The sequence below is a fragment of the Mycobacterium kubicae genome, from assembly GCF_015689175.1.
GTDB lineage: Bacteria > Actinomycetota > Actinomycetes > Mycobacteriales > Mycobacteriaceae > Mycobacterium > Mycobacterium kubicae.
Window position 1 is genome coordinate 61079 of sequence record NZ_CP065047.1, and the last position, 21279, is coordinate 82357.

The 21279-nt window shown below is 66.5% G+C and carries 20 protein-coding genes and 1 pseudogene; 5 read left to right on the forward strand and 16 right to left on the reverse strand.

Annotated features, from left to right (window positions below):
* Positions 1-75 precede the first annotated feature (75 nt).
* Both I2456_RS00305 and I2456_RS00310 read left to right on the forward strand, forming a co-directional pair.
* Entirely contained in the window at positions 76-387 is a 312-nt protein-coding gene (locus I2456_RS00305; RefSeq protein WP_241007822.1) for a PE domain-containing protein, read from the forward strand.
* An 8-nt stretch (positions 388-395) separates the two neighbouring features.
* Positions 396-1586: a PPE domain-containing protein gene (locus I2456_RS00310; protein ID WP_085074414.1), complete on the forward strand. Its 1191-nt coding sequence runs from the start codon at positions 396-398 to the stop codon at positions 1584-1586.
* 218 nt (positions 1587-1804) lie between these two features.
* Here the strand turns inward: I2456_RS00310 and I2456_RS00315 are convergent, their stop codons facing one another.
* Positions 1805-2578 (reverse strand): TIGR03084 family metal-binding protein, encoded by a 774-nt coding sequence (locus I2456_RS00315; protein WP_085074440.1) that lies wholly within the window; start codon positions 2576-2578, stop codon positions 1805-1807.
* A pseudogene (locus tag I2456_RS00320) lies at positions 2578-3913 on the reverse strand (MFS transporter). Before I2456_RS00320 ends, I2456_RS00315 begins: the two are co-directional and overlap by 1 nt.
* A gap of 102 nt (positions 3914-4015) precedes the next feature.
* Here I2456_RS00320 and I2456_RS00325 point away from each other — a divergent pair.
* Complete coding sequence (locus I2456_RS00325) at positions 4016-4621, forward strand: YqgE/AlgH family protein (protein ID WP_068024109.1); 606 nt, start codon at positions 4016-4018, stop codon at positions 4619-4621.
* 23 nt (positions 4622-4644) lie between these two features.
* Here the strand turns inward: I2456_RS00325 and I2456_RS00330 are convergent, their stop codons facing one another.
* Positions 4645-4989, reverse strand: a complete 345-nt coding sequence (locus I2456_RS00330) for a hypothetical protein (protein ID WP_085074412.1) — start codon at positions 4987-4989, stop codon at positions 4645-4647.
* A gap of 69 nt (positions 4990-5058) precedes the next feature.
* Complete coding sequence (locus I2456_RS00335) at positions 5059-6159, reverse strand: LpqN/LpqT family lipoprotein (RefSeq protein ID WP_085074411.1); 1101 nt, start codon at positions 6157-6159, stop codon at positions 5059-5061.
* Between the two features lie 197 nt (positions 6160-6356).
* On the opposite strand from I2456_RS00335, the gene leuS reads away from it, so the two are divergent.
* On the forward strand, positions 6357-9260 hold the full coding sequence (gene leuS / locus I2456_RS00340) for a leucine--tRNA ligase (protein ID WP_085074410.1): 2904 nt from the start codon (positions 6357-6359) through the stop codon (positions 9258-9260).
* Between the two features lie 9 nt (positions 9261-9269).
* Here leuS and I2456_RS00345 read toward each other — a convergent pair whose 3' ends face one another.
* The 7 genes from I2456_RS00345 to I2456_RS00375 all read right to left on the reverse strand — a co-directional run bounded on the left by I2456_RS00345 (position 9270) and on the right by I2456_RS00375 (position 15983).
* Positions 9270-9935: an SDR family oxidoreductase gene (locus I2456_RS00345; protein ID WP_068024121.1), complete on the reverse strand. Its 666-nt coding sequence runs from the start codon at positions 9933-9935 to the stop codon at positions 9270-9272.
* A gap of 40 nt (positions 9936-9975) precedes the next feature.
* Positions 9976-10479, reverse strand: coding sequence for a MarR family winged helix-turn-helix transcriptional regulator (locus I2456_RS00350; protein WP_068024124.1), 504 nt, complete (start codon positions 10477-10479; stop codon positions 9976-9978).
* Positions 10480-10543: 64 nt separating this feature from the next.
* Positions 10544-11293 (reverse strand): amino acid ABC transporter ATP-binding protein, encoded by a 750-nt coding sequence (locus I2456_RS00355; protein WP_085074409.1) that lies wholly within the window; start codon positions 11291-11293, stop codon positions 10544-10546.
* Positions 11290-13113: an ABC transporter substrate-binding protein/permease gene (locus I2456_RS00360; RefSeq protein WP_085074408.1), complete on the reverse strand. Its 1824-nt coding sequence runs from the start codon at positions 13111-13113 to the stop codon at positions 11290-11292. The genes I2456_RS00355 and I2456_RS00360 overlap by 4 nt, the downstream gene beginning before the upstream one ends.
* Before the next feature lie 37 nt (positions 13114-13150).
* Positions 13151-13879 carry a GntR family transcriptional regulator gene (locus tag I2456_RS00365; RefSeq protein ID WP_085074407.1) on the reverse strand — a complete coding sequence of 243 codons (729 nt, stop codon included), beginning with the start codon at positions 13877-13879 and terminating at the stop codon, positions 13151-13153.
* 109 nt (positions 13880-13988) lie between these two features.
* Positions 13989-14774: an LLM class F420-dependent oxidoreductase gene (locus I2456_RS00370; RefSeq protein ID WP_085074406.1), complete on the reverse strand. Its 786-nt coding sequence runs from the start codon at positions 14772-14774 to the stop codon at positions 13989-13991.
* 18 nt (positions 14775-14792) lie between these two features.
* Complete coding sequence (locus I2456_RS00375; protein ID WP_085074439.1) at positions 14793-15983, reverse strand: NADH:flavin oxidoreductase; 1191 nt, start codon at positions 15981-15983, stop codon at positions 14793-14795.
* A gap of 45 nt (positions 15984-16028) precedes the next feature.
* On the opposite strand from I2456_RS00375, the gene I2456_RS00380 reads away from it, so the two are divergent.
* Complete coding sequence (locus I2456_RS00380) at positions 16029-17000, forward strand: NAD-dependent epimerase/dehydratase family protein (RefSeq protein WP_085074405.1); 972 nt, start codon at positions 16029-16031, stop codon at positions 16998-17000.
* Here I2456_RS00380 and I2456_RS00385 read toward each other — a convergent pair.
* From I2456_RS00385 to I2456_RS00405, 5 genes are all read right to left on the reverse strand, one after another.
* Entirely contained in the window at positions 16986-17825 is an 840-nt protein-coding gene (locus I2456_RS00385) for an SDR family oxidoreductase (protein WP_085074404.1), read from the reverse strand. The genes I2456_RS00380 and I2456_RS00385 overlap by 15 nt on opposite strands.
* Before the next feature lie 59 nt (positions 17826-17884).
* The gene (locus I2456_RS00390; RefSeq protein WP_085074403.1) at positions 17885-18490 is read right to left on the reverse strand and encodes a TetR/AcrR family transcriptional regulator; all 606 of its coding nucleotides are present in this window, start codon (positions 18488-18490) and stop codon (positions 17885-17887) included.
* A gap of 21 nt (positions 18491-18511) precedes the next feature.
* Positions 18512-19414, reverse strand: a complete 903-nt coding sequence (locus tag I2456_RS00395) for an alpha/beta fold hydrolase (RefSeq protein WP_085074438.1) — start codon at positions 19412-19414, stop codon at positions 18512-18514.
* A gap of 65 nt (positions 19415-19479) precedes the next feature.
* Complete coding sequence (locus I2456_RS00400; protein WP_068158291.1) at positions 19480-20577, reverse strand: inositol-3-phosphate synthase; 1098 nt, start codon at positions 20575-20577, stop codon at positions 19480-19482.
* 60 nt (positions 20578-20637) lie between these two features.
* Positions 20638-21165 carry a PadR family transcriptional regulator gene (locus I2456_RS00405; RefSeq protein ID WP_068024157.1) on the reverse strand — a complete coding sequence of 176 codons (528 nt, stop codon included), beginning with the start codon at positions 21163-21165 and terminating at the stop codon, positions 20638-20640.
* Between the last annotated feature and the right edge of the window lie 114 nt (positions 21166-21279).

Genomic DNA, 21279 nt, shown 5'->3' on the forward strand with positions numbered 1-21279 from the left:
ACAGCTAGCGTGGCCGATTTTAGACTCAGACCGCTCGTTTGCATGTCAAGCTGAGCAGGCAAGTGGGAGGCACATATGACTGGTTTCTTTGAGATGGTGCCCGGCGCCGTCGACATGTCGGCGGCTGCGGAGGCCGGCATCAGCGAGGAAATGGCGGCGACGACGGCGGCCGGCGCCGCGGCGCTCACCGGCGTCCTGCCCATGGCGGCCGACACCGACTCGATCGAATTCGCGGCCGCACTCAACGCCGCCGGGGCGGCCTACCTGGCCACGGCCGCCGAGCACGTCGGTCAACGCGCCGGCTTTTCCGGGGCCCAAGGCCTGGCATCTGCGACCACAGTTGCGACCGACGGCCTGAACGCCGCGGCGACCGCCCTCGGCGGCTAGGAGACGGCATGCCCGACCCCAGGTGGACCGGTCCGCCCGAAGTCGTCGCCGCGATCTTCGAGGCCGGATCACCTGCATCGGTCATCGCCAACAACACCGTCTGGGTCACCGAAACCGCCAACAAGGAACTGTCGGCTGGCCTCTCGGCGGTCAATACGTTGGCCACCGCCACGCAGTGGCAAGGCGTGAGCGCGCTCGCGTCGATGGTGACCGCCACGGGACTCAACGCCGGACTCCAGACGTTGGTGGGCTGGACGGCCGAGAAGATCAGCGTCACTCAAGCCGCCGTCGAAGCCTTTGCCGTCGCTCGGTCGGCGGTCATTCCCTCCCTCGTCTCGCAGACCAACCGCGACGAGTGGGCGGTCCTCAACGCCACCAACTTCCTGGGCATCAACACCCCAGCGATCGTCGAGCGGGACTGTGAGTATTTCGGCGAGCACTGGCCGCACAACTCCAGCGTCGGCTGGACGTACTCCGGTGCGCTGAGCGCGCTCGTCGCGGCGTTGGCCGTTCCCCCGCCGGTCGCGCCCATGGGTGCGTCGCCGGCCGCCCCCGCAGCGGCGGCGCAAGCCGTCGCCCAGGCGGCGGGACAGTCGGGCATGAACGGCGCGATGCAGGCATCGACTCAGGCCGCGCAGACCACATCCGCGCCTTCGGAAGCGACGGGCCAGCTCAGTTCGCTGATGCAGCAGCCGATGCAGATGGTGTCAGGTGTGACCGAACCGCTGAAAGAGATGGCGCAGGCGCCGATGCAGGCGATGCAGGGCTTCACCAGCCTGCCGCAAAGCATGATGCAGGCGATGGGTGGCATGTTCGGGTCTGCCGGAGCCTCGAATGCGGCGACGGTGACTGCGGCTGCCGAGCCGGTCGTGGCCGCGGGCAGCGTTGCCGGAGGCGCGGCCTCGGGTGGGGGTGCGGGCAGTGTCGGGAGCTTCCCCGGCGCGGGATTGACCAGTTACACCCGTCCCACCAGCAGCTTCGAGTCAGAGGCGGGCGGACGGCCGACCAGTGTGCGCGCGGGGGTCCTGAACGCCGCCGAGGTGCGCGGACCGGTCGCCTCTAACGCGATGGGCGGCGCGCCGATGCCGATGTCACCGGCCGGCATGCTCGCTCGGGGCGCCGGATCCGAATCCGAGAAGGATGCGGCGGTGGCGCGGGCTCGCGTTGTGGTCCAAGGGGAACCCACCGACCCGCGCTAGCCGTCCGCTCCGCGCTTTGGTCACAGTTGTCACACCAGCCTCTGTCCAGACCGATGCACTTTTTGCCCGACTCATAGCGACAGCGCCATTTGTCGCTCGGAGGTGGGCACCACGGCTACTGCTGGGAGGAGGGGCCAGTGTGGCTGATGTGACAGTTCATCGCCCGCGGCCGGGGCTGAGGATGATGGGCCCCGGCTCTCTTCGCGGGCTGCGCCCGCTCATCGCCCGCGGCCGGGAGGCCCCGCGAATGCCTGCGCCAGAGACAACCACCGCCGCGCGTCCGCACCGTCGGCGGTTACATCCAGACTGCTCAACGCCCGTCGTTGCGTCACCAGGAAACAGAAGTCCAGAGCCGAGCCGGTGACCCGCTGCGACGCATCATCTGGTCCCCACGTCCAGACATCACCGCCGGGTCCGCGCAGTTCGACGCGAAACGGCTCGTTCGGTGGCGTCAGATTGTTGACGGCGAAGGCGTAGTCACGGGTGCGCACACCCAGGTGCGCGATCGAGCGCAGCCGTTCGGTGGCCGGGCGACTGACGCCGAGCGCATCGGCGACATCCAACCCGTGCGCCCAGGTCTCCATCAGTCGCGCCGTCGCCATCGATGCCGCACTCATCGGCGGCCCGAACCAAGGCAACTTGCGGCCGTCGGGGACGGTCACCAGCGCCTGGTGCAGCTTCTCGCGAGTGATCCGCCAGTCGTTCAACAGATCACCGGGCGGCATGGCGGCCAGATCCTCGGCACCGGCGTCGACGAACCCGCCGGGATCGGCGGCCGCGGCGGTCAGCACCACCCCGAACGCCTCCTCGTCGGTGACCGCGGTGAGCGCGACGCGGTCGGTCCACAACAAGTGCGCGATCTGGTGCGCAATGGTCCAGCCGGGCGCGGGTGTCGGCATGGCCCATTCGTCCGGGGACAGCGGCGTCACCAGCGCGTCGAGGTCGTCGCTCTCCGCGCGCAAGTCAGCGACTATCGCCCCGGGACCTGCCATCACTTCCTCCCTGACTTGGCCGGTAGGCCGCGCCGGCCGACGACGCTGTGCACCAACAGCCCCATCAGATAGATGACCGAGCCGAACAAGACGAACACCGGCGCCCGCCCGTCGTCGGGGACCAGCGCCGCACCAACGGTCACCGCGACGATAAACGAAACCCAGAACAGGGCGTCCTGCACGGCGAAAACGTGTCCGCGCAGCGCGTCGTCAACGTCGATCTGCATCGCCGAGTCGGCGCACAACTTGACCACCTGCCCGGCCACGCCCAGGGAGAAACCGCAGGCCACCATGACCGGCAACAGCAAGCTGGCACCGGCGAGCTGGATGATCGCCGCGGCCACCAGAGCGCCGTTGGCCGTCGCGTACCGCCCCCAGCGGCGAATGATGACGGGGGTCAACACGTTGGCCAGGAACGCGCCGAGGCCGGTAGCCCCGAAGAACACCAGCGCGGTGCCCAACCCGGCCACGTCGGCATCGGGCATGTGGTGCACCAACAACAGGATCAGCAGTGAGTTGATGCCGACGACCATGCGGTGGGCGGCCAGCCCGGACAATGCCGCCGCAACCGTTGGGCGTTGAACCACCGTGCGCAACCCGTGCACCCACCCGGTGAGCACCGCGTAGAGGGCCGAGCCATGGATCGCGCGTTTGGTGTCGTCCGGACCGAGCACCCGCGGGGCGAACCGCAACGACAGCAACAGCGCGATCGACACCGGTATCGCGGCGACGAAGATGACGAGCGCCGCACCCCGGTCGCCACCGCCGCCGAAATAGCGCGGCACCAACATGAAATTGGCGCCGACGAAAGCCGCGACCGCACCCGAGGCGGTCGCCACCGAGTTCATCGTGACCACCTTTTCGCGGGGCACCACGTGCGGCAACGCCGCCGACAATCCCGACGCGACGAACCGGGCCAAACCGTTGGCCAGCAGCGCCGCGCACAACAACAGCACGTCACCTGCTCCGACGGCCAAGATCGTGCCGATCACGGCGATGAACGCCAAGCGGCTGATGTTCGCGCCCACCAGCACCAGACGCCGATCCCAGCGGTCCATCAGCGCCCCAGCGAACGGACCCAGCAGCGAATACGGCAGGAACAGCACGGCGAACGCCCGCGCGATCGCCATCGGGTCAGCGGCCCGGTCCGGATTGAACAGCAGCGCGCCGGCCAACCCCGCCTGAAAAAGGCCGTCACCGAACTGGCTTGCCATGCGCACCTGCATCAGTCGCCAGAAGTCCGGCATCTCGCGTATCGACCGCCACAACTCGACGGGTGCGCGTGCCTGCGTGCGGCTGCGATTCAACAGAACCCACTTCCACGATCGGGCGCAGGCAAGGCTCTTGTCGCGCTGTGCCGCCCCAACAACATTACAAATCTTCACCGACGACGCTTGTTTATGCCGGGCTCAGCTTCGGGGGTGCGATGATGTTGGGGTGGCGCCGCACGAAGATCCCGAAGACTATGTCGCACCCGCCGCGCAACGGGTTCGCGCGGGTACGTTGCTGCTGGCCAACACCGACCTGCTCGAACCGACTTTCCGCCGCAGCGTCATCTACATCGTCGAGCACAACGACGGGGGAACGCTGGGAGTGGTGCTCAACCGGCCCAGCGAAACCGCGGTCTACAACGTCTTACCGCAGTGGGCCAAACTCTCCGCCAAGCCCAAGACGATGTACATCGGCGGCCCGGTGAAACGGGACGCCGCCTTGTGTCTGGCGGCCTTGCGGGTCGGGGCCGAACCCGACGGCGTGCCCGGTCTACGGCACGTGGCCGGTCGCATTGTGATGGTGGATCTGGACGCCGAGCCCGAGGCGATCGCACCGGTCGTCGAAGGCGTGCGCATCTTCGCCGGCTACTCCGGCTGGACCATCGGTCAACTCGAAGGCGAAATCGAGCGCGACGACTGGATCGTCCTGTCTGGCTTGCCCTCCGACGTCCTGGTCGGCCCGCGGACCGACCTGTGGGGACAGGTACTGCGCCGACAACCGTTGCCGCTGTCGCTACTGGCGACTCACCCGATCGACGTCAGCCGCAACTAGGCGGTTCAGTCGCACGACGCGGTTCAGTCGCACGACAGTGTGCAGCCCGCGCAATTGCCGCCGCATCCGGCGGCATCCGCGGCCTGGGTGCGCAGCGCATACCGCGCGCTCTGCCAGGACCCGGTGGCCAGCGTTCCGACGGCACCGGCGATGCAGACGATGACCACCACCAGGGCGGTCTGCGGCGAGGCCGCCAATGCCACCACTCCCCCGGCGGTGAGCATCACCGCGGCTGCCAACTGAGTCGGCGCCATGGCACGTCGCGCCAACAACGTCGAGTCGGCCGGCTGAGTCTGCGTTAGCGACCAGACCCCGAATGCGGCGGAAGCAACTGCCGCACACATGCACAGCACGCCGGCGATAAGCATGCGCTCACAATACGAGTCAGCTTGGGGTTCCGCTCGCCGGGCTCCCCACCGGCCTGGTTCCGGATCGGCTTAGCGCTGAGGGGTCATCGTGATCAGCGGGCCCTGCCCGGGTGTCAGCGTGACCAGCGGCGGCTGCGCGGTCGCCGGGCTGGGCACGGCTGGCTGCGCGGGCAGCCCGACCGCGCCCGACCGGGCGGTCTGTGCGGGCGGGGCAGCCGGTGCCGGAACAGCCGCGGGCGCCGGTGCCGCGGGAACCGCAGGAGCGGGAGCCGGTGCCGCCGGAGCCGGAGCGGCCGGAGCGGCCGGAGCGGTCCCCGGCGCCGTCACCCGGAAGCCGTTGACGATGGCGTCGGTGGCAGGGGCATCGGAGACCGCCTGCGAAGCGGCGGTGGTCACCGACAACGACACCAGGTACTTCTCGTTTCCGGCGGTGGCGATGACGTGGCGCCGCGACGTGTTGAGCGTCATGTCGTTCTCGCGGTACGTGCCTTCGATGACCGACGACGGGAAGTTGCCGAGATTCGCCATCGAGGCATTCGTGGTCTGCCACCCGAGCAGTTGCTGGCTGTCGACGTAGCCGTGGCTGATGGCTTCGGCGGGATCGAAGTCGCCGACCAGCTTGTACACCACGATCTGGGCGTTCGAGGTGTAGATGCTGTTGCCGCCGACCCGGTCAGCGATCACCACGAATGCATCCGGGACGTTGGGGTCGGGCACCTGCGTCCAGCGCGGCGGCACCGGCAAGGTGATGTCGAGCGCCTTGAACCCCTGCGCGCGCTGCGCTTCGAGCTTGACGCCTTTGGCGCGCAGGTAGTCCCGCAGGGTGCCGCTGACCGCGGGCGTCGCGGCCGGCGGCGTGGGCGCTGCGACGGCCCCGGCACCGGCGGCCGGAACCGCGGCGGGAACCGGGGAAGCAATCGGAGCCGGCAGCTGTACCGGAGGCACAGCTTGCGCCGGTGCCGGAGCGAACCTGTTGGTGACGCCACCGGGATAAACCGTGAGGTTCTGCGCCGGCGGCACGGCGGCTTGAGACGGGCCTGGCGCGGGGATGGCGGGGGGTGGATACAGCGGATCGGCAGACGCCGTACCGCTGGTGATCAGCACGACGCCGACGAAGCCGGCGGCCACGCCTCCCGCGAAAACCCGCCAGTTGCGGGCGATCTGAATCATGTGCGTCGATCCCTCCGAATAACGTCGGGCGCCAGCGCCCGTCATGAACGCCGAATCTAATAAGTTCCTAAGGGCGGGACCAGGCTTGAAATGAACCTGGGACGAACCTCTGATCGGCGTGCAACGCAACCGAGACCATCCCGTGGCCGGCGGCTCGGCCACCGGGCCTCGCGGGCCGCCCTTATACCCTGTTGAGCGTGACCGAATCGCCGACCGCTCCGCCGGGCAGCACGCCTGGTGTCACCGACGCGGACACCGACGCGCCGCGGCACCGCTACACCGCCGAGCTGGCGGCCAGGCTGGAACGAACTTGGCAGGACAACTGGGCCCGGCTGGGAACGTTCAACGTGCCCAACCCGGTCGGCTCGCTGGCGCCGGCGGACGGCACGGCCGTGCCTACCGACAAGTTGTTCGTGCAAGACATGTTTCCCTACCCGTCCGGGGAGGGGCTGCACGTCGGGCACCCCTTGGGCTACATCGCCACAGACGTCTATGCGCGCTACCACCGGATGATCGGGCGCAACGTCTTGCACGCTTTGGGCTTCGACGCATTCGGACTTCCGGCCGAGCAGTACGCCGTCCAGACCGGTACTCATCCGCGCATCAGGACCGAAGCCAACATCGTCAACTTCCGGCGCCAGCTGAGTCGGCTGGGCCTGGGTCACGACAGTCGGCGCAGCTTCTCCACCACCGATGTCGAGTTCTACAAGTGGACGCAGTGGATTTTTCTGCAGATCTACAACGCGTGGTTCGACACCGCCGCCAACAAGGCCCGCCCGATAGCGGACTTGATCGACGAGTTCGATTCGGGCGCAAGGTCTTTGGAGGACGGCCGGGACTGGTCCGAGCTGTCGGCGGGGGAGCGGGCCGACGTCATCGACGGCTACCGGCTTGTCTACCGCGCGGACTCGATGGTCAACTGGTGCCCCGGACTGGGCACCGTGCTGGCCAATGAAGAGGTGACCGCCGACGGCCGCAGCGACCGGGGAAATTTCCCCGTGTTCCGAAAGCGGCTGCGACAGTGGATGATGCGGATCACCGCGTATTCCGACCGGCTGCTCGACGACCTGGACGTGCTGGACTGGCCGGAAAAGGTCAAGACCATGCAGCGCAATTGGATCGGGCGCTCGACGGGCGCAAGCGCGGTGTTCTCGGCGACGGACAGCGCCGACACCACGCGCGACATCGAGGTGTTCACGACACGGCCCGACACCCTGTTCGGCGCCACGTATTTGGTGTTGGCTCCCGAGCACGAGCTGGTCGACGCGCTGGTTGCCACCGACTGGCCGGACGACGTCAACCGGGCGTGGACCTACGACAGCGCCTCGCCCGCTGACGCCGTCGCGGCCTACCGCAAGGCGATCTCGGCCAAATCCGACCTGGAGCGCCAGGAGAGCCGCGAGAAGACCGGTGTCTTCCTGGGCAGCTATGCCACCAACCCGGCCAACGGGAACCCGGTGCCCATCTTCATCGCCGACTATGTGCTGGCCGGCTACGGCACGGGGGCCATTATGGCCGTACCGGGTCACGACCAGCGGGACTGGGAATTCGCCCGCAAGTTCGGCCTACCGGTCGTGGAAGTGATTGCCGGCGGCGACATTTCAGAGTCGGCTTACACCGGCGACGGAGTGCTGGTCAACTCCGATTACCTGAACGGCATGACCGTCGCGGCGGCCAAGGAGGCCATCACGGCCCGGCTAGAGGCCGACGGCAAAGGCCGGGCCCGCATCGAGTTCCGGCTGCGCGACTGGCTTTTCGCGCGGCAACGGTACTGGGGTGAGCCGTTTCCCATCGTCTACGACAGCGATGGCCGACCGCATGCGCTCGCCGAAGCCGCCCTGCCCGTCGAGCTGCCCGATGTTCCCGACTATTCCCCCGTGTTGTTCGATCCCGACGACGCCGACAGTGAGCCGTCGCCGCCGTTGGCCAAGGCGACCGATTGGGTGCACGTCGAGTTGGACCTCGGCGATGGGCTCAAGCCCTACACCCGCGACACCAACGTCATGCCGCAATGGGCCGGCAGTTCCTGGTATGAGCTGCGCTACACCGACCCGCACAATTCAGAACGGTTCTGCGGCAAGGAGAATGAAGCGTACTGGATGGGGCCCCGGCCGGCCGAGCACGGTCCGGACGACCCGGGTGGTGTCGACCTTTACGTCGGCGGCGCCGAGCACGCGGTGCTGCACTTGCTGTATTGCAGGTTCTGGCACAAGGTCCTGTACGACCTGGGGTACGTCAGTTCCCGAGAGCCCTATCGTCGACTGGTCAACCAGGGCTACATTCAGGCGTTCGCCTACACCGACGCACGCGGATCTTATGTGCCCGCCGAGCAGGTCATCGAGCGCGACGGAAAGTTCGTATACCCCGGGCCCGACGGCGAAATCGAGGTCTTCCAGGAGTTCGGGAAGATCGGTAAGAGTCTGAAGAATTCGATCTCGCCCGACGAGATCTGTGATGAATACGGGGCGGACACGCTGCGTGTCTACGAGATGTCGATGGGACCGCTGGAGGCATCCCGCCCCTGGGCTACCAAGGATGTGGTGGGCGCGCACCGCTTTTTACAGCGGGTATGGCGGTTGGTGGTCGACGAAAACACCGGCGCCACACGCGCGGTCGACGGGCAGGAGTTGGACACCGGCACCCTGCGGGCGCTGCATCGCGCCATCGCTGGCGTCGCCGAAGACTATGCCGCACTGCGCAACAACACCGCGACCGCCAAGCTCATCGAGTACACCAACCACCTGACCAAGCAGCATCGCGATGCGGTCCCCAGGGCCGCGGTGGAGCCGCTGGTCCTGATGCTGGCGCCACTGGCGCCGCACCTGGCGGAGGAGTTGTGGCTGCGCCTGGGCCACCCGACCTCGCTGGTGCACGGGCCGTTCCCGCAGGCCGATCCCGCATACCTGGTGGACGACACGGTCGAGTACCCGGTGCAAGTGAACGGCAAGGTACGGAGTCGGGTGGTGGTGGCCGCGGACGCCGACGACGAGTCGGTGAAAGCCGCCGCCCTGGCGGACGAGAAGGTCCAGGGGTTCTTGGCAGGTGCGACTCCGCGCAAGGTGATCGTCGTCCCCGGGCGGTTGATCAACCTGGTTGTGTGACGCGACGCCTCAACGGTGCCGGATGACCACCTCGTGGACGTGACCATCCGGGGGAGTGGCGACCACCTGGGCAACGGCTTGGGCGACGGTCTCGGGTCGTAAGAACTTCCCGGGGTCGTAGTCGCCGCCCTCGTAGGCCACCAGATCGCGCTGCATCTCGGTATCGACACGACCCGGATGGATGGAGGTGACACGCAGCGCCGGTTCGTCTTGGCGCAGCGAATCGGCGAAGGCCCGCAGGGCGAACTTGCTGGCCGAGTACGACGCCATGCCGGGCGAAACATTGCGGCCGGAACCGGAATTGATGAACACCACCAAGCCATTGGCCTGCCGCAGCGCCGGCAACAGCGCCAAAGTCAAGGCGACAGCACCAAACACGTTGACCGCAAACGTCGCTCGCCATTCATCGACGTGTGACTCGGCGACACGGCCGGGAACGGACAACCCGGCATTGTGCACCAATACGTCCAATTGGTCGATGACTTCGCAGCTGGACTCGATGCTGTCGGCGTCGGCCAGATCCATCGGGAACGTTGTGGCGTCCAGGCGTTCGGCAACGGCGTCAAGACGGGCCGACGGGCGGCCGGCCAGCAACAGGCTGTGCGTCGGCGCCAGCGCCGTGGCGATCGCCGAGCCGATACCGCCGCTGGCGCCGGTGATGAGTGCGGTAGGCATAACCTAGTCAGTTACCAATCCGGTTGACAGTCAAACGGATTCAGACCTGCTGTGGTGCCGGAGATTCACCCGGGGAGTGAGCAGCCGGCTCACCGGCAGCCAACCGGTCCAGCGGCGCCAACGCCTTGGCCAGTGTCTCCAAATCGGATTCGGGAAGCTGGCTGAGCATCGCCGCCAGCGCCGCATGCCGGTTGGCCAACGATTCGGCGTGCACCGCCCGACCCCGAGCGGTGATGTCCACCAGCACCGCACGCAGATCCGACGGGTCACGTGAGCGCTTGACCAGACCGATCTTCTCCAACCGGCGGATGGCCACGGTGGTGGTCGGAGTGCGCACCCGTTCGTGGGCGGCCAGGTCCGTCATCCGGATGGGGCCCCGGTCGAGCAGGGTGACCAGAATCGAAAGTTGCGCCAGCGTCAATTCTCCGGCGACCGCACCATTGGGATCGCCGCGGCGCAAGATCGAGAACAGTTTGGACAAGGCGCGATGCAAACCCTCGGCCAGCTCCGTCACCTCGGCCGCAGTAGGTTCGCTGTCCGCCATAAGTCGGCAGTCTAACGCGACAAAGCGGCGGTGGGAGAGTACGCCTCGCGCCAGTTACTGGCCATCAAAGAACTTGGGACAGGAATCGCTGCAGCCGCTCGGTCTCCGCCGCCTCGAATATCTGCTGTGGCGGCCCGGATTCGACGACCTTGCCGTGATCCATGAACACGACTTTGTCCGATGCCGATCTGGCGAAGCCCATTTCGTGAGTGACTACCACCATTGTCATGCCGTCCGCACCGAGATCGGCGATCAACGCCAGAATGCCTTTGACCATCTCGGGATCCAACGCCGACGTCGCCTCGTCGAAGAACATCACCTGCGGCGCCATGGCCAACGCACGCGCGATCGCGACACGTTGCTGTTGGCCGCCCGACAGAGTGGCCGGGCGGGCGCCGGCTTTGTGTTTCAGGCCAACCCGATCCAGCTGATGCAACGCCAATTCGCGCGCCGCGTCGGCCGATAGCCGCCGCAGTTTGCGCGGCGCCAGCGTGACGTTATCCAGCACACTGCGATGCGGGAAGAGGTTGAAGTGCTGGAACACCATGCCGATACGCTGGCGCAGCTCGTTGGGGTTGTCGCGCAACACCGATCTGCCATCGAGGAGGATGTCGCCGCTGTTGGGTTCGTGCAAGCGATTCAGAGTGCGTAGCAACGTCGACTTGCCCGAACCGGACGGGCCGATGATCGCTGCGGTGCTGCCGGCCGGCACATCGATGTCGACGCCGCGCAGTACCAGTGTGCCGTCGAGTATTTGATGAATTCCTCTGGCGGCCAACGACACTGGCTCACGTTGCTGGACCGCGGCGGTCACGTCATCTCCTGGCCGATGCTGGAGGAGACCATTTCGGCGGAGTCCTCCGGCGCCACCTTGGCGCGGCCGCGACGTAGCCGAGCGTCGATGTAGTTCACGAAATGCGTTAACGGTACTGTCAATATGAGATAACACAGGCCGGCGGCCATCAGCGGCGACAAGTTGCCGGTCTGTGCGTTGAGGTCGCGGCCGACCTGAAACAGCTCCCGCTGCTTGGCAATCAGACCCAGGAAGTACACCAGCGCGGAAGCCTTCAACAGCGCGATGAACTGGTTGACCAGTGCGGGCAGCACACGCCGGATTCCTTGTGGAATCACTACCAATCTCATTGCCGCCGCATAACTGAAGCCCAGCGCGCGGGAGGCTTCCAGCTGACCCGGGTCGACGCTTTGAATTCCCGAGCGCAGGATCTCGCCGACATACGCAGCGGCCATCAACCCCAGCGCGGCGATACCCAGGGGATAGGGATTGTTGTTGGTCAGTCCACTCACCAACGGCCCGACACCCAGACCGATGAGCAGAATGATCACCACCTCAGGCAGCCCGCGGAAGATGTCGGTGTACACCCGGGCCGGCCAGCGCAGCACCCGCTGGTGCGAGATTCCGGCGATCGCCAACACCATGCCCAGCCCCAAGCCGATGACGCTGGCACTGCTGGTCAGGATCAACGTGTTGGGCAGTCCCGTGGTCAGCAGCGCGGGGATCGCTTGCCGGTACATGTCCCAGTCCAGAAAGGAGTCACGCAACTGCTCGAGTGTCGACTTGGGCGCGGCCGGCGTCACGGGCTTGCGGTGATGCTGCGCGGCGATGCTGGCGAAGTCCGGAAGCTTCGGATAGGCCACCGCCTTGGAGCCCGGCTTCCAGCCCGGCGGCAGGGTGCGCGGCACCCACTTGCTGTACAGCTGCGCCCAGGTTCCGTCCGCGATGACGGCGTCCAGGCCGGCGTTGAGAGCATCGACCAACGGCTGGTTGTCTTTGGCGACCGCATAGGCGACGAAGTCGTCGATGCTGAAGGTGTTCGCGACGATCACCGCCGGATCACCCGACCGGATCGCGGCCGACGCCTGATTGGCCGGTGCCACCCAGGCGTCGATCTGGTGGGTCTTCAGGCTGGCGTACACGGTGGCGAAGTCGGGGTACTTGACCGGCTGCAGGTGCAGGGTCTCCACGACGTAGGCGTCTTCGACGGTGCCCTGCACCACGCCGATGCGTTGCCCCGGCCCGAGATCGGTGAACTGCTTGACCGGTGAGCCGGGCGGCACCACCAGCGAGTAGTAGCCGAAGTCGTAGCCGTTGGTGAAGGCGACGGTGTGACGCCGCGCATCGGTGGACTTGACCGATGCCGACCCCACATCGAAGCGTCCCGACGAGACCTGGGCGAGCAGTCCGGAGAAGTCGGTACCGACGAAGCGCACATGCAAGCCCAGCTTGTCGGCGATGGCGCGCAGCAGTTCGTTGTCGAAACCGGTGAAGCGACCGGTGGCGTTGATGCAGGTGTTGGGCGGTGCGTCCGACAGCGTGCCCACCAACAGCACACCGGGCGTATCGAGGCCCAACGCACCGACGTTCACCGAACTCAACGGCACGACGGTGGGTGTCGTCTGGGTGTCCTCGTCTTGAGCGGATGCCTGTCCCTCGCTGAGGTCCTTGGGCAGCACGGTCGCGCTTTCCAGACCAGGTGGCGCGCATTGATTGCGGTCTGCCGAAGCCGGCGCCGGCACCCAAACCGCGCAGGACAGGCCTACCACGATCAGGATTACCGCGACTATGCCGAAAAGTTTCGCGCCACCTTTGGCGAGCGACGCCGAGCTGTAAATCATTACCCGCCACCGTATCTTTTCCGCGGCGGCAGCCCGGCTAGAGCAGGATCGAAGCCCGTTCTTGGGACAACCTGGCTGCGACGGATGGAGGGACGCCCGGGCCGACGATGTCGGGTGCGGTGAACACCCGACGGCGGCACAGTTCGGCAAGCATCGTCTGCGCCATCAAATAAGAGCGGCCGACACAGGCGGCGCGCGCGGCTTCGGGGTCCCGCCGGTGTATTGCGGCGGTCTCGTCCTCGTAGAACGGCAGGATGTCTTCGCGATTGTTCTGGTAGGTCGTCCAGAACATGCGGGGGATGAGGTTCTGTGAGGCGCGGATAGTGGCGTGCAGTCGGGGGCCCGCGTACTCGTCGTTGATCACCCGGCGGTATTCCCAGGCGATTTCGGCAAAGCTCCGCGAATCCTTGGCCGCGCGTAGCGACCGCATGAGCGCACCGAGTTCGCCCACGATCCGCGGCGTGGGGTTGGCCGCGGCGCGTGCGGCAGCGATGCCGTTGAGCATGCCGTCGAGTTCGTAATGCTCCAAGACGGTGCTCTCGTCGAAGCGTTCGACGAACGCCCCGCGGTGATAGCGCGTGGAGACGACGCCGTCGTGTTCGAGCTGGACCAGAGCCTCTTGGATGGGGACTCGGCTCACCCCCAGCCCCTGCGCGATCTCGTTGCGGTCGACGCGATCGCCGCTGCGCAATTTTCCGGTCAGCACCAGGTGCAGAATGTGCGACACCACCTGGTCTTTTTCTTTGATCCCATACTTCTTAGGCATCAGTTTTCTCTGGATCTCTCTCAGCCGGCCATCAGCGCGGCAAGTTTCTCACGTCCGGCCCGTCGCGATCAGGTGTTTGGCGCATGAAGCGGGGGCTGACCCGAAGGTGTCAACGGCTGTCGCGCCATTTGCACAGCTCTTGCGCCGCACTCAAGTCGTAGTCCGGGCCGTCGCAGGCGACGGTCAACAAGGTGACGCCCAGGTTGACCAGAGCTTCGGCGTTGGCCGTCAAACCGCCCTGCCCGTTCACCGCGGCCGACCGTTCGATGCTGGCCGGGTCACGGCCGACATCGGCGCAGTGGCGGGCGAGCACCTCGGCTTTGGCCGGGTACTCGTCGGCGCTGGCGAAGCTGTGCCAGATGTCGGCATGCTCGGCGACCAGGCGCAAGGTCTTGCGTTCGCCACCACCGCCGATCAGCACCGGGATGTCGCGGGTGGGCGCCGGGTTCAGCTTGGCCAGCCGCGACTCGATGCGGGGGAGTGCGCCGGCCAAATCGTCCAGGCGGCTGCCGGCGGTGCCGAACTCGTAGCCGTACTCGTCGTAGTCGCGTTGCTTCCAGCCCGAGCCGATGCCTAGGACCAGCCGACCGTCCGAGATGTGGTCGACGGTGCGGGCCATGTCGGCCAGCAGTTCGGGGTTGCGGTAGGAGTTGCAAGTCACCAGGGCGCCGATCTCGATGCGCTCGGTCTGCTCTGCCCAGGCCGCGAGCAGCGTCCAGCACTCGAAGTGGGCGCCATCGGGATCACCGTAGAGCGGAAAGAAGTGATCCCAGTTGAAAGCGACGTCGACGCCGATGTCCTCGCAACGGCGTACCGCGTCGCGGATATTGACGTAGTTGGGCGCGTGCTGAGGCTGAAGTTGAACACCGATGCGAACGGCAAAGTCGGAAGTCATACGACCACCGTAGGCAGATCAGCCCAGCGGCGCTGCGCTCACCTTCTCGCGGACCACGCAATGCGTTCCGCTATAGACGGTCGGCATGCACTTCATGCAGTGGATGCACAATCCCTCCGAGGTGGTGTTGTCTCGAAAGTTGTTGACCAGGTTGGGGTCTCGGAGCAGCGCACGAGCCATCGCCACGAACTCGAAGCCGGCGCCGAGCGCTTCTTCGACCGTGTCCAGCCGGTTGATCCCACCCAGCAGCATCAGCGGCATGGTCAGCGCCGCCCGGAACTGACGGGCCAACGGCAGAAAGAAGGCCTCCTCGAACGGGTAGCTGCGAAACATGCGCCGGCCGATGACGCGCAGGCCCACGCCGACCGGCCGGGGTTGGGAGGCGATGAACTCCGCAAGCGGTACTTCGCCGCGGAAGTAGTACATCGGATTGAGCAGCGAGCTGCCACCGGTCAACTGCAGTGCGTCGAGGTGGCCGTCGCTCTCCAGCAATCGCGCGGTGGGCAGGCTGTCGGTCAGCCAGAATCCGCCCCGGACGCCGTCGTCCATATTGAATTTCGCGGTCACGGCGACCGATCCGCCGACGGCAAGGCGGACGCGTTCGGCGACCCGGCGCGCCAGTTCGGCGCGGCGCACCGTGTCGCCGCCGTAGCGGTCGTTGCGTCTGTTCAGGTTCGGGCTGAAGAACGAGCTGAGCAGATAGCCGTGGCCCATGTGGATTTCGACCGCGTCGAAGCCGGCTTGCACCGCGTTGGCCGCCGCCGCGCCGAAGTCCTCGACCACCTGGTCGAGTTGCTCGGCAGTGGCCCCGCGGACCAGTCCCATCGCCGGTGCGCTCAACCGGGTCGAGGGTGCCAGAGTCGGTGTCCGGTTGGACAGCGTGTTGGCCACCAAACCCGCGTGCCCGAGTTGCGCGCACACCAACGCCCCCGCGGCGTGCACCGCGTCGGTCAACCGCCGTAACTGCGGTATCGGTTGCCGGTCGAGCACGACGGTGTCGCGGTGCACTCGACCGCCCGGTGCGATGGCGCAATAGGCGACCGTGCTCATGGCCGCTCCGCCGCGGGCGACCTCGGTGTGAAAGTCGATGAGCGCGTTGGTCACCTGACCGCGCGGCATCACGCCCTCGAACGTCGCCGCTTTGACGAAGCGGTTCTTCAGCGTCAGCGGGCCAAGGGTGGCTGACGTGAACGCTAGTTTCGATACCATTGGCACCGAAATATACCACCACGCCGTGCTGATCAGGAGGAAACAATGCGGATCGCGGTCACGGGCGGCACCGGGTACCTCGGCGCGCACACGGTGCGGGCATTGCTGCATGCCGGTCATCAGGTGCGGCTATTGGTGGCGCCCGAAGACCATTGCGACGCCCTCGTCGATCGGTTCCGCGCGCTCGGTCCGGTCACCGTGGTCGTCGGTGACGTTCGGGTCAGCGAGACGATTCATCAGCTCCTGAGCGGTGCGGATGCCGTTTTGCACGCGGCCGGAATCGTCGGTACCGATGAGCGGCGTGCCCAGGCCATGTGGGACATCAACGCGCATGCGACGGAGATGGTGTTGACTCAAGCGATCGAACTCGGACTCGATCCGGTGGTGTCGGTGAGCAGCTACAGTGCGCTGTTTCCGCCACCGGACGGCATCATCTCCCCGGACTCGCCGACCGTCGCTGGGCGCAGCGCATACGCCAAGACCAAGGCCTACGCGGACCGCGTCGCGCGACGACTGCAAAACGCCGGCGCGCCGGTCGTGGTGACCTATCCCTCGAGTGTCGTGGGGCCCGCGTTCGGCACGGCGCCCGGTGTCACCGAGCGTGGTTGGGCGCCCATCGTGCGGTGGGGGGTGGCCCCCAGGGTCCGCGCCGGCATGCAAATGATCGACGTGCGAGACGTCGCCGAGGTTCATCTGCGGCTGATGGAAGCTGGTCGCGGCCCACGCCGCTACGTGTGCGGGGGAAGGCTGCTTTCCTTCGACGACATGGTCGACGCGCTAGAAGCGGGATTGGGCAAGCGGGTGCGTCGCATTCCGATGTCTCCGGGTCTATTGCTGGCGGCCGGGCGCCTTGCCGATGTCGCGGGCCGGTTCGTCCGGCTTGCCGACGGGTTGAGTTATGAAGCGGCGATGTTGCTCACCGCCGCAACCCCGACTGATGACAGCAAAACGCTGCGAGACCTGAACATGACATGGCGCGATCCCGCGGCCGCGATCATCGCCTCAGTGCAGGAATGATCGAAGGTAGCCGACGAGCCGGCGAGCCGGAACCGAACGGGGCCAGTCGTCGGCGCGGAAGTGGGCGTCTGTACCGCCATCGACGAAAATCACGCTGCCACAGAGAAAGTCGGCCGCTTCCGACAACATGAAGCACACCCATTGCCCAAGCTGATCGGCGTCACCGAAGCCGCCGACCGGCACGGGAAAGCGCCGCACCGCTTTACCCTGGGCTGCACTGTCCAACTGCTCCTGCAGCAGCGGCGTCAGCACCGCACCGGGCGCCAAGGCGTTCAGTCGAATGCCGGCACCAGCCCACTCGGGTGCAATCGCCTCGCGGCGGACCCATCGGGTCACCGCGATCTTGGATGCGGCATACATCATGATCGGCCGGGCCGGCCCCATTGGGCGCACGCTGCGCAGCGCCTTGTCCACATCGCCGGACAGCAACGCCCGCACAGTGCGCTTCGGGACCACAGGAATGGTCGTCGTGGAATTGCTGGACAGGACAACGACTTTGGCGCTGTCCGTCGCCGCAAGCGCCGGGCGCCACCGCGTCAGGAGTTCGACCACACCGAAATAGTTGACCTCGGCGATGCGGCGCAAATTTCCAGCGCCGCGGCTGGGACCCAAGCCTGCCGCCAACACCGCGCCGTCGAGTCGGCCGCCGGTCACCGCAAGCACCTCGCCGGCGGCCCGCTCGCGACCAGTCGGTGTCGACAAATCTGCGACGACATCGGCGTCGCGAATGTCCACGCCGATCATCGTGTGGCCGTCGGCGCGCAGTCGCTGCGCGCTGGCCCGGCCCATGCCGGACGCCGATCCAGTGACTGCGTAGGTCGCCATGGGATTCGCCTTTCCCGCCATTCCGATACCAATGGCATCGTAACGCTACCAGGCGTACGTCATGGCTGATACGACGCCCCGACGGCGGACGTCAGTAGCTGCGCGATGCGGCGCTCCAGCGCCCCGGAGTCGTCTTCGCGGGCAATCGTTGTCAGGAAGAACGCGGCGCCGGCCGCCATGGCCAGGGTCGCCCGCGCCTCGAGATCGGCACGCTCGCGATCAGCCCGCGTGCGCGCGTTGACCCGCTCGGCGAAGAGCTGCACAGCCGGACCACTGAAGCTGGCCCACAACGCCTTTCGCAACTCATCGTTCTCCCGCAAGGCCAGCAGCAGTCCCGGCACTGCCGCTTGTACGTCGCTGCGGCTGAACAATTCGTGACTGCCACGCACCACCCACTGGATCCAGCCGGTCAGGTCAGTGCCGGAAAACGGTGACAGATCAGGGGTTTCACCCAGGATGGCGTGCAGCACCAACTCCGCCTTCGATGACCAGCGCCGGTTCAAGCTGGAGCGGCCTACCCCGGCGCGGGCCGCGACCAACCGCACGCTCAGTTCGTCCCAGCCCACCTCCATCAACAACTCCCGCGTGACCGACAAGACGCGTTCGTCGATGGATCTGTCGCGCGGCCGCCCAGCCGACCTACCGGGGCGATCGTCTTCGGCCATCTGCAGACTTGCCGCCCCGCTTCAGCGCGCGTCGATGATGCCGCGAAGCAGCTCGATCAAGGCGCGTGGTTGATCGCTTTGCACCGAGTGGCCGGAGTTTTCGACGACGTGGGCGCGCCGAAATTGCGGTGCGCGATTTGCCAATTCGGCGACGTCGTCGTCGCTGACGAAGCCGGAGGTGCCGCCGCGGATCAGGGTGATGGGCGCGGAGACCGCGTCGACGTCGTCCCACAGACCGGCGAAGTCGGGGAAGGTGCGGATGGCGTCGTAACGCCATGTCCAGTTGCCGTTGTCCAGACGGCGGGAGTTGTGAAAAACGCCGCGGCGCAAGGCCTTCACTTCGCGGTGGGGTGCGGCGGCGATGGTCAGGTCCAGCATCGCTTGGAAGCTGGGGAACTCCCGCTCGCCGTGCATCAACGCCACCGTGCCTTGCTGTTCCTTGGTCATCTCGGAGTGCCGTTGCAGCGCCGACGGGGTGACGTCGATCAGAACGAGTTCGCGCACCAACTCCGGTGCGGCCGCGGCCAACCGGATGGCAGTCAGCCCACCCAGGGACATGCCGACGACAAACTCGGCCGTCGGCGCGAGTTCGCGCAGCACGGGCGCCAAGGTGTCGGCGTTGAGCTGGGGTGAATAGTCGCCGTCCTCTCGCCAGTCCGAATGGCCGTGCCCGGGAAGATCCACCGCCAGCGCCGGCTCACCGAGGCCGACGATCACCGTGTCCCAGGTGTGTGCGTTCTGGCCGCCGCCGTGCAGAAAGATGATCCGCGGCGCGGAGGTGCCCCAGCGCAATGCGCTGATCTTGCCCGCGTCCACTCGTTCGACTGCGGGCAGCGGGCCCGAGACCCCGGCCTGTTCGGCGTTCTCGGCCAGCAGTGCGAATTCGGGGAGCCCGGTCAGTTCGTCGTCGGAGATCTCAGTCACGATCTCTGACACTACGAACTACGGCCAGACGGCGAAAGACGGGCCCGGCGGCCGACCGCCGGGGACTACCCCTCGATGATGAACTCTTCGAGCTGCGTGCGCGCGACGTCGTCGGGCAGCTGCTCGGGCGGGCTCTTCATCAGGTAGGCCGAGGCCGGGATGACCGGTCCGCCGATGCCGCGGTCCTTGGCGATCTTGGCCGCGCGCACCGCGTCGATGATGACGCCCGCGGAGTTCGGCGAGTCCCACACCTCGAGCTTGTACTCCAGGTTCAGCGGTACGTCGCCGAAGGCGCGGCCTTCCAGGCGCACGTAGGCCCACTTGCGGTCATCCAGCCAGCCGACGTGGTCGGACGGGCCGATGTGAACGTCCTTGGTCTTGAACTCGCGCTGCAGGTTGCTGGTGACGGCCTGGGTCTTGGAGATCTTCTTGGACTCCAGGCGCTCGCGCTCGAGCATGTTGAGGAAGTCCATGTTGCCGCCGACATTGAGCTGCATGGTGCGGTCGAGTTGCACGCCGCGGTCCTCGAACAGCTTGGCCATCACGCGGTGGGTGATGGTCGCGCCGACCTGGCTCTTGATGTCGTCGCCGACGATTGGCACCCCCGCGTCGGCGAACTTCTTGGCCCACACCGGGTCGGAGGCGATGAACACCGGCAGCGCGTTGACGAACGCCACCCCGGCGTCGATCGCGCACTGGGCGTAGAACTTGTCGGCCTCTTCCGAGCCCACCGGCAGGTAGGACACCAGCACGTCGACCTTGGCGTCCTTGAGTGCCTTGACCACGTCGACGGGCTCGGCGTCGGACACCTCGATGGTGTCGGCGTAGTACTTGCCGATGCCGTCCAGTGTGGGGCCGCGCTGCACCACCACATCGGTGGGCGGCACGTCGGCGATCTTGATGGTGTTGTTCTCCGAGGCGAAGATCGCTTCGGAAAGGTCGAATCCGACCTTCTTGGCGTCGACGTCGAAGGCGGCCACGAACTTCACGTCCCGGACGTGGTACTGGCCGAACTTCACGTGCATCAGTCCGGGCACGGTGCTGTTCGCGTCGGCGTCCTGGTAGTACTGCACGCCCTGAACCAGTGAGGACGCGCAGTTGCCGACGCCGACAATGGCGACTCGAATCTCATTCGACGCCTGGGGCGCGTTCTGCTCACTCATCGGGCGTTCTCCTTACTTATGACTTCGTCTGTGTATGGACTTGAGCGTGGTGCTGAGAAATCAGATCTGTTCGGCACGTTCGGCGGCGATGAGCTCGTTGAGCCACTTGACCTCCCGCTCGCTGGATTCCAGCCCCAGCTGATGCAGTTGGCGGGTGTAGCGGTCGAACGAATTGCTGGCCCGCGCCACGGCTTCACGCAGACCTTCCCGACGCTCCTCGACCTGGCGGCGCCGGCCCTCGAGGATGCGCATCCGTGCCTCGGCCGGAGTGCGGTTGAAAAACGCGAGGTGCACTCCGAAACCGTCGTCGGTGTAGTTGTGCGGCCCGGTGTCGGCCACCAACTCACCGAAGCGCCGGCGGCCCTCGTCGGTCAGTTGGTAGACCCGCCGGGCGCGCCGGACGGGGGTTCCGGCAGGGGCGGCATCCTCGGCGATCAAGCCTTCGTTCTGCATGCGGCGCAGTGCTGGATACAACGAACCGTACGAAAACGCCCGGAACGCTCCGAGCAAGCCAGTCAGCCGCTTCCGCAACTCGTAGCCGTGCATGGGCGATTCGATGAGAAGCCCCAGGATGGCGAGCTCAAGCACCGATTCACCCCCTTTGCACGATTAGTTACGACGGCTCGACGCCTCGCGTCATCGTATCGTCTCGATATATTCGTCACAACACCACCTGCTGTTCGTGCGGTATTCGTCGCAGGG

What these genes read in the sequence shown, in the direction of transcription:
- I2456_RS00335 (WP_085074411.1), bottom strand. Translation starts at nt 6,159, where the DNA reads ATGATTCAGATCGCCCGCAACTGGCGGGTTTTCGCGGGAGGCGTGGCC.
- I2456_RS00385 (WP_085074404.1), bottom strand. Translation starts at nt 17,825, where the DNA reads ATGGCGACCTACGCAGTCACTGGATCGGCGTCCGGCATGGGCCGGGCC.
- I2456_RS00365 (WP_085074407.1), bottom strand. Translation starts at nt 13,879, where the DNA reads ATGCCTAAGAAGTATGGGATCAAAGAAAAAGACCAGGTGGTGTCGCAC.
- I2456_RS00350 (WP_068024124.1), bottom strand. Translation starts at nt 10,479, where the DNA reads ATGGCGGACAGCGAACCTACTGCGGCCGAGGTGACGGAGCTGGCCGAG.
- I2456_RS00390 (WP_085074403.1), bottom strand. Translation starts at nt 18,490, where the DNA reads ATGGCCGAAGACGATCGCCCCGGTAGGTCGGCTGGGCGGCCGCGCGAC.
- I2456_RS00315 (WP_085074440.1), bottom strand. Translation starts at nt 2,578, where the DNA reads ATGGCAGGTCCCGGGGCGATAGTCGCTGACTTGCGCGCGGAGAGCGAC.
- I2456_RS00305 (WP_241007822.1), top strand. Translation starts at nt 76, where the DNA reads ATGACTGGTTTCTTTGAGATGGTGCCCGGCGCCGTCGACATGTCGGCG.
- I2456_RS00375 (WP_085074439.1), bottom strand. Translation starts at nt 15,983, where the DNA reads ATGGTATCGAAACTAGCGTTCACGTCAGCCACCCTTGGCCCGCTGACG.
- I2456_RS00345 (WP_068024121.1), bottom strand. Translation starts at nt 9,935, where the DNA reads ATGCCTACCGCACTCATCACCGGCGCCAGCGGCGGTATCGGCTCGGCG.
- I2456_RS00360 (WP_085074408.1), bottom strand. Translation starts at nt 13,113, where the DNA reads ATGATTTACAGCTCGGCGTCGCTCGCCAAAGGTGGCGCGAAACTTTTC.
- I2456_RS00330 (WP_085074412.1), bottom strand. Translation starts at nt 4,989, where the DNA reads ATGCTTATCGCCGGCGTGCTGTGCATGTGTGCGGCAGTTGCTTCCGCC.
- I2456_RS00310 (WP_085074414.1), top strand. Translation starts at nt 396, where the DNA reads ATGCCCGACCCCAGGTGGACCGGTCCGCCCGAAGTCGTCGCCGCGATC.
- I2456_RS00380 (WP_085074405.1), top strand. Translation starts at nt 16,029, where the DNA reads ATGCGGATCGCGGTCACGGGCGGCACCGGGTACCTCGGCGCGCACACG.
- I2456_RS00400 (WP_068158291.1), bottom strand. Translation starts at nt 20,577, where the DNA reads ATGAGTGAGCAGAACGCGCCCCAGGCGTCGAATGAGATTCGAGTCGCC.
- I2456_RS00370 (WP_085074406.1), bottom strand. Translation starts at nt 14,774, where the DNA reads ATGACTTCCGACTTTGCCGTTCGCATCGGTGTTCAACTTCAGCCTCAG.